This is a genomic window from Kitasatospora sp. NPDC088346, assembly GCF_044740765.1.
Taxonomy (GTDB): Bacteria; Actinomycetota; Actinomycetes; order Streptomycetales; family Streptomycetaceae; genus Kitasatospora.
The window spans coordinates 22,847-30,362 of the sequence record NZ_JBIURH010000066.1 but is presented as its reverse complement, the minus strand read 5'-3'; the positions used below and the strand labels follow the sequence as shown (position 1 = coordinate 30,362).

Sequence of the window (7,516 nt, the reverse complement as noted above, 5' to 3'; positions counted from 1 at the left end):
GGGCGGCCCCCCCCCCCCCCCGGCCGGGGGGCGCGGGGGGCGGCCCCGGGGGGGGGGGGCGGCCCCCCCCCCGGGGGGGCCGGGGGGGGGGCCCCCCCCCCGCCGGACACCGGGTCCACGTCCGGGAACAGCCGCCACCGGTGGGCCAGGGCCGCCGCCTCGCCGCGCCCGCCGACCTCCAACTTGGCCAGGATGTTGGAGACATGGACGCTCGCGGTCTTCGGCGAGATGTACAGCTCCTCGGCGATCCGGCGGTTCGTCCGGCCGAGTGCCAGCAGCCGCAGCACGTCCCGCTCGCGCGGGGTGAGCCCGAGCGCCTCGGTCGCCGGCGGCGCGGCGGTGGGGCCGGACGCGGCGGCGCCGGTCCCGTCCGCGGCGCGGTCGGCGCGCAGCGCCAGCCCGGCCCGTTCGGCGAGCCGTTCGGTCTCCCGCCGCAGGTACCGGTCGCCGCACGCGCGGGCCAGCCCGAGCGCCTCGCCGGCCAACTCGGCGGCCGCGTCCCGCCGTCCGCCCGCCGCCGCGCACTCGGCGGCCCGCAGCAGCGCGTACGCCGACGGGTACGGCAGGCCGGTCGGCCGCAGGGCGTCGACGGCGGCGGCCCAGTGCGCCTCGGTGTCGGCGCCGCGGGCCCGGGCCAGCTCGCCCTCCAGCAGCAACGACCAGCCCAGCAGCAGCGGCACCCGCGGCCGGTACCCGCCGACGGCGGCGGCGATCCGGGCCAGCACCTCGGGCCGCCCGGGGTCGGCGGCGGGCAGCCCGCGGGTGTCCGCCTCCGCGGCGGCGGCCTGGACCAGGAGCGGGAGCAGCAGTGCCTCCTGGCCGCCCGGCAGGCCGCCGTCCAGGACGGTCAGCAGTTCCTGCCGGGCGGCCGCAGGCCGGCCCCGGCGCGCCGCGATCAGCAGGCCGGCCCTGGCGGTCGGCAGGTAGTGCTGGGGCTTGTCGTCCCGGCCGGCGGCCCTGGTCTGGGCGAAAGCCGCCTCGGCGGCGGGCAGGTCGTCGGCGAGCAGCGCGAGTTCGGTGCGCAGCCGGGCGAGGAACTCGTGGTGGGATTCCCGGGCCGGGTCCTCGGCCCAGGCGTCCAGCAGCACGGCCGCCTCGGGAAGCCGGCCGAGCGCGATCAGGGCCTCCGCGAGGTTGCCGGTGAGGATCGCGCCGGTGTTGCCGAGCAGCCCGGTGCTGCCGGCCGCCTCCAGGCCCTCCCGGGCGATCTCGGCGGCCTCGGTGGCCCGGCCCAGCAGGTTGAGCATGCTGGCGAGGTTGTTCAGCCCCCGGCAGAGCAGGTCGGGCACGCCCAGCTGCCGGGCCCTCGCCACGGCGTCGGTGAGCAGGGCCAGGCCCTCGGCGGGGTCGTCGAAGTCGGTGCGCAGGCTGCCCAGGGTCATCAGGGCGTGCAGTTCGACGCTGCTCGCGCCGACCTGCCGGGCGATCCGGGCGGCCCGTTCGGCGATCGCGTGGTGTTCGCGGGTCGGGCGCCGCAGCAGGGCGTGCGCCGCGTCCAGGGCGAGCACCTCGGCCTGCACGGCGGACGGCCCGAGGTCGGCCACCAGCCGGTGCGCGTAGGCGAGTTCGTCGGTGCCGCCGGGCCGGTCGAGGTGTCCGAGCATCCGGGCCCGCTGCATCCGGAACCAGGCCGCCCTGGTCGGGTCGGACCGCTCGTCCACCAGCTTGACGCCGCGCTTGGCGAGGCTCAGCCCGCGCTCGCGCTCCCCGCTGCGGCGGGCCGCGACCACCGCCTCGGCCAGCACGTCGACCACCCGCAGCCGGTCGCAGCTGGCGTCGTGGGTGCCGGGGTCGCAGGCGCAGGGCGGGTAGGTCTCGGCCCAGTCGTACGGGCGCAGGGTGTTCTCCAGGACGTCTTCGGAGACCTCGTCCCAGAGCTCCAGCGCGCGTTCCAGCATGCGCAGTTGCTCGGCGAAGGCGTTGCGGCGGCGGGCGGCCCGGGCCGCCTCCAGGGCGGCCGGCAGGGCCCGGGCCGGGTGGTGCGCGTGGTACCAGTAGTTGGCCAGCCGGGCGGGCCGCACCTCGCCGTTGACCAGGCCCGGGTCCTGCTCCAGCGCGCCGGCGAACCGGCGGTTGATCAGGTGCCGTTCGCCGGGCAGCAGGTCGTCCGAGACCGCCTCGCGGACCAGCGCGTGCCGGAACCGGTAGCCCTCGCCGTCGGTGTCCGGCCGCAGGATGTTGGCGCCCACGGCGGTGCGCAGCGCCTCGATCAGCGGCTCCTCGCCCTCGTCCAGGACGGCGGCGAGCAGCTCGTGTTCGACGCAGGAGCCGCCCTCCGCGGCGAACTTGACCACCTGTTGGGTCTCGTCGGGCAGTGCCTCGACCCGGACCAGCAGGATGTCGCGCAGCGATTCGGTCATCCCGGCCGGACAGCCCTGGCGGTGGGCGGTGGCCAGTTCCTCGACGAAGAACGGGTTGCCCTCGGAGCGGCGGTGGATCCGGTCCACCAGGGCCCGGTCCGGCGCCTCGGTGCCGAGGATGCCGGCCAGCTGGGCGGCCACCTCGCCCTGTCCGAACCGGTCCAGTTCCAGCCGCTGCACGGTGCGCAGCCGGTCGAGTTCGGCCAGGAACGGGCGCAGCGGGTGGCGGCGGTGCAGGTCGTCGCTGCGGTACGTGGTGACGATCAGGACCCGGGAGCGGTGCAGGGTGCGGATCAGGTAGGCCAGCAGCTCGCGGGTGGAGCGGTCGGACCAGTGCAGGTCCTCGACGGCCAGCACCAGCGTCCGGTCGGCGCCGAGCCGCTCGAAGAGACGGGCGGTGTGCTCGAACAGCCGGGCCCGGCCGAACTCGTCGTTCGGTTCGCCGTCGGCCTCCCCGAAGTCCGGCAGCAGCCGGGCCAGGTGCCCCTCCATGCCGGCCGCGGCCCGCTCGAACTCCGCTCCCAGCAGCCGGTGCAGGCGGCGCAGCGCGGTGGCCAGCGGGGCGTACGGCAGGCCCTCGGCGCCGATCTCCAGGCAGCCGCCCACCGTGGTGACCGCCCCGCCCGCGGCCGCGCTGTCGAGGAACTCCTCCACCAGCCGGGTCTTGCCGACCCCGGCCTCTCCCCCGATCAGCACGGTCTGCGGTTCGGCGGCCTCGGTGCGGCGCAGTGCCGTCGCCAGTAGGTCGGTCTCCGCGCCGCGCCCGACGAAGACCGGGCTGACCGATATCTGCTCCATGGCGGCGAGCATGCCACAGGCCCGTATCGCGGACCGAGGCGTTATCGGGGGCCCGGACGGCCCGAAGGGGAGCACGCCCGTGGCGTGCTCCCCTTCGATCCCGGCTCCGGCACCCGGGTTGTGCCGCTCTGTCAGCATTCGCCGAGGCGGACGGCGCGGGCGGCGGCCGTCCGGGCGGCGGCCGGGTCGGTGCGGCGTACGCTGCGGGCGAACCGGGCCCGCAGGCCGGTGCGGCCCTCGGCGGCGGCCCGGCCGGTCCGCGCCTCGCGGACCAGGCGGGCGCGTTCCGCCTCCTGCTGGAGCTGGTGGTGGCGCTGGCGGATGATCTCGTACTCGTACACGGTGGTGGTCCCCCTGGTCGGGACGCTTCCCGGCCTCGGTGGCCGGTCCGTCGTCCGGCCTCCACGATCGCGTCCCAGACGGGGATGCGGCATCGGCAGCATGCCTCATCTTCGGAGGCCGGACGGCCTTAGGTGCCTTCGGCTCCACGCCGAAGGGCCCGTCCGCACCCCGGAACGCGGGGTGGGGACGGGCCCTTCGGGCTAAGGAGGACTAAGGCGTCCCCGGGTTCGCCGGGGCCGGCCCTGAGGTGTCCTCAGGAGAGCTTCGCCAGCAGCATGTCCTTGACCTTGGCCGCGTCGGCCTGGCCGCGGGTGGTCTTCATGACCGCGCCCACCAGCGCGCCGATCGCCTGGACCTTGCCGTCGCGGATCTTGGCGGCGATGGCCGGGTTGTCGGCGATCGCCTGGTCGACGGCCGCGCCGAGCGCGGAGTCGTCGGAGACCACGGCGAGGCCGCGCTGCTCGACGACCGCGTCCGGCTCGCCCTCGCCGGCCAGCACGCCCTCGATGACCTGGCGGGCCAGCTTGTCGTTCAGCTTGCCCTCGGCGACCAGGGCGGCCACCCGGGCCACCTGGGCCGGGGTGATCGGCTGCTCGGCCAGCTCGGTGCCGGTCTCGTTGGCGCGGCGGGCCAGCTCGCCCAGCCACCACTTGCGGGCCTGGTCGGCCGGCGCGCCGGCGGCGATGGTCTGCTCGATCAGCTCGACCGCGCCGGCGTTCAGCACCGACTGCATGTCCTTGTCGGACAGGCCCCACTCGCCCTGCAGCCGGGCCCGGCGGACCCGGGGCAGCTCCGGCAGCCCGGCGCGCAGCTCCTCGACCCACGCGCGGGCGGGGGCGATCGGGACCAGGTCCGGCTCCGGGAAGTAGCGGTAGTCCTCGGCGTTGTCCTTGATCCGGCCCGAGGTGGTGGACCCGTTGTCCTCGTGGAAGTGCCGGGTCTCCTGCACGATGGTGCCGCCGTCGGTGAGGACGGTCGCGTGCCGCTGGATCTCGAACCGGGCCGCCCGCTCGACGCTGCGCAGCGAGTTGACGTTCTTGGTCTCCGAGCGGGTGCCGAAGGTCTCGGTGCCGTTGGGGCGCAGCGACAGGTTGACGTCGCAGCGCATCTGGCCCTTGTCCATCCGGGCCTCGGAGACGCCGAGCGCCCGGATCAGCTCGCGCAGTTCGGCGACGTACGCCTTGGCGACCTCGGGGGCCCGCTCGCCGGCGCCCTCGATCGGCTTGGTGACGATCTCGATCAGCGGGATGCCGGCCCGGTTGTAGTCCAGCAGCGAGTGCGAGGCGCCGTGGATCCGGCCGGTCGCACCGCCGATGTGGGAGGACTTGCCGGTGTCCTCCTCCATGTGGGCTCGCTCGATCTCGACCCGGAAGGTCGAGCCGTCCTCCAGCTGCACGTCGAGGTAGCCGTTGAAGGCGATCGGCTCGTCGTACTGCGAGGTCTGGAAGTTCTTCGGCATGTCCGGGTAGAAGTAGTTCTTCCGGGCGAACCGGCACCACTCGGCGATCTCGCAGTTCAGCGCGAGGCCGATCTTGATCGCCGACTCGACGCCGATCGCGTTGACCACCGGCAGCGAGCCGGGCAGGCCGAGGCAGGTCGGGCAGGTCTGCGAGTTGGGCGCGGCGCCCAGCTCGGTCGAGCAGCCGCAGAACATCTTGGTCTTCGTACCCAGCTCGACGTGGACCTCAAGGCCCATCACCGGGTCGTACGAGGCGAGAGCGTCCTCGTACGAGACCAGACTGATGACGCTCACAGCGTCCCCTTCACTTGAGTCTTGGAGGTCCGTCAGCCCAGCAGCACGTCGTCGTCGCCGAGCCGCCTGAGCTCACGGACGAGGAGCGCGGTGCCGGTGATCAGCGCGGCGGCGCCGACCAGGGCGTTGATCAGCTTGAGGGTGTCGTTCTCGCCACGCGCCTTCTTGACGTCCTTGACGATCGTGACCGCGCCGAAGGCGCTGGTTCCGATGGACAGCCACAGGCCCGGCTTCGAGTGCTTGAAGCCCTTGGCCTTCGCAACGGTGCTCACAGTGCCGGTGCCTCCTCCAGCAGGGGGTGTCCCCACTTGTCGTTGAGTGCGGCCTCGACGGCGCCGCCCACGCGGTACAGGCGGTCGTCCGCCATCGCGGGCGCGATGATCTGCAGGCCGACCGGGAGATTGTCCTCCGGGGCCAGGCCGCAGGGCAGCGACATGGCCGCGTTGCCCGCCAGGTTCGACGGGATGGTGCAGAGGTCGGCCAGGTACATCGCCATCGGGTCGTCGGCCCGCTCGCCGATCGGGAAGGCGGTGGTCGGCGTGGTCGGCGAGATCAGCACGTCGACGCCGGCGAAGGCCGCGTCGAAGTCCCGCGAGATCAGGGTGCGGACCTTCTGGGCCGAGCCGTAGTAGGCGTCGTAGTAGCCCGAGGACAGCGCGTAGGTGCCGAGGATGATCCGGCGCTTCACCTCGTCGCCGAAACCGGCCTCACGGGTGAGCGCGGTGACGTCCTCGGCGGAACGGGTGCCGTCGTCGCCGACCCGCAGGCCGTAGCGCATGGCGTCGAAGCGGGCCAGGTTGGAGGAGGCCTCGCTCGGCGCGATCAGGTAGTACGCGGGCAGCGCCAGCGTGAACGACGGGCAGGAGACCTCGACGACCTCGGCGCCCAGCTCGCGCAGCAGCTCCACCGACTCGTCGAAGCGCTGCATCACGCCGGTCTGGTAGCCCTCGCCGGCGAACTCCTTGACGACGCCGATCCGCATGCCGCGGACGTCGCGCATCCTCGCCGCCTCGACCACGGCCGGGACCGGCGCGTCGATCGAGGTGGAGTCCAGCGGGTCGTGGCCGGCGATGGCCTCGTGCAGCAGGGCCGCGTCCAGCACCGTACGGGCGCAGGGGCCGCCCTGGTCCAGCGAGGAGGAGAAGGCGACCAGGCCGTAGCGGGAGACCGAGCCGTAGGTGGGCTTCACGCCGACCGTGCCGGTGACGGCGCCGGGCTGGCGGATCGAGCCGCCGGTGTCGGTGCCGATGGCCAGCGGGGCCTCGTAGGCGGCCAGTGCGGCCGCCGAGCCGCCGCCGGAGCCGCCCGGGATCCGGGTCAGGTCCCAGGGGTTGCCGGTGGGGCCGTAGGCGGAGTTCTCGGTGGAGGACCCCATGGCGAACTCGTCCATGTTGGTCTTGCCGAGGATGACCACGCCGGCGTCCTTCAGACGCTTCGTCAGGGTCGCGTCGTACGGCGGGATCCAGCCTTCGAGGATCTTCGAGCCGCAGGTGGTCGGGATGCCCTCGGTGGTGAAGACGTCCTTCAGGGCCAGCGGGACGCCGGCCAGCGGGCCGAGCTCCTCGCCGCGCGCGCGCCGGTCGTCGACCGTGCGGGCGGCCTTGAGCGCACCCTCGGTGTCGACGTGCAGGAAGGCGTTGACCTTCTTGTCGACGGCCTCGATGCGGTCCAGGTGGGCCTGGGCGACCTCGACGGCGGAGACCTCGCCGGAGGCGATCGCGCCGGCCGTCTCAGCTGCGGTGTAGCGGATGAGATCGGTCATGGTGATCAGTCCTCCCCGAGGATCTGGGGCACGCGGAAACGCTGCTCCTCGGCGGCCGGAGCGCCGGCCAGCGCCTGCTCCGGCGTGAGCGAGGGCCGCACCTCGTCCGCGCGCATGACGTTGGTCAGCGGCAGCGGGTGGGAGGTCGGCGGGACGTCCTGTCCGGCGACCTCGGAAACGCGGGCGACCGCGCCGATGATCACGTCGAGCTGCTCGGCGAAGTGGTCCAGCTCTTCGGCCTGCAACTCAAGACGCGACAGCCGGGCGAGGTGGGCGACCTCCTCGCGCGTGATGCCAGGCATGCAGCGATCCTCAAGGTGAGTTCTGGTGAGACCGGACGGCACTGTCGCGGCGCCCGGCCCGGACGGGCGGGCGCTCGGCGCACCCCGTCCTCTCGGTCTGTGGGGCCATCCTATGGGGCGCGGCCCCTTCACCGGCCACGGAGATGGTGCGGGAGGGGCGGGGACGGCGCCCCGCACGGACGCGAACGGCGCCCCGCGC

6 protein-coding genes are annotated in these 7,516 nt (G+C 74.3%); all 6 read right to left on the bottom strand.

Annotated elements, in window-relative coordinates:
- Nucleotides 1–3,158, bottom strand: a 3,158-nt coding sequence (locus ACIOFR_RS38140) for an AAA family ATPase (RefSeq protein WP_401004797.1), incomplete at its 3' end; no start/stop codon positions are given.
- A 131-nt stretch (nucleotides 3,159–3,289) separates the two neighbouring features.
- Nucleotides 3,290–3,499, bottom strand: coding sequence for a hypothetical protein (locus ACIOFR_RS38135; protein ID WP_401004795.1), 210 nt, complete (start codon nucleotides 3,497–3,499; stop codon nucleotides 3,290–3,292).
- 254 nt (nucleotides 3,500–3,753) lie between these two features.
- Complete coding sequence (gatB, locus tag ACIOFR_RS38130; protein ID WP_401004793.1) at nucleotides 3,754–5,253, bottom strand: Asp-tRNA(Asn)/Glu-tRNA(Gln) amidotransferase subunit GatB; 1,500 nt, start codon at nucleotides 5,251–5,253, stop codon at nucleotides 3,754–3,756.
- 32 nt (nucleotides 5,254–5,285) lie between these two features.
- Entirely contained in the window at nucleotides 5,286–5,525 is a 240-nt protein-coding gene (locus ACIOFR_RS38125) for a hypothetical protein (protein ID WP_401004791.1), read from the bottom strand.
- Complete coding sequence (gatA, locus tag ACIOFR_RS38120; RefSeq protein ID WP_401004790.1) at nucleotides 5,522–7,015, bottom strand: Asp-tRNA(Asn)/Glu-tRNA(Gln) amidotransferase subunit GatA; 1,494 nt, start codon at nucleotides 7,013–7,015, stop codon at nucleotides 5,522–5,524. The genes ACIOFR_RS38125 and gatA overlap by 4 nt, the downstream gene beginning before the upstream one ends.
- Nucleotides 7,016–7,020: 5 nt before the next feature.
- Nucleotides 7,021–7,317, bottom strand: a complete 297-nt coding sequence (gatC, locus tag ACIOFR_RS38115; protein ID WP_035845952.1) for an Asp-tRNA(Asn)/Glu-tRNA(Gln) amidotransferase subunit GatC — start codon at nucleotides 7,315–7,317, stop codon at nucleotides 7,021–7,023.
- Between the last annotated feature and the right edge of the window lie 199 nt (nucleotides 7,318–7,516).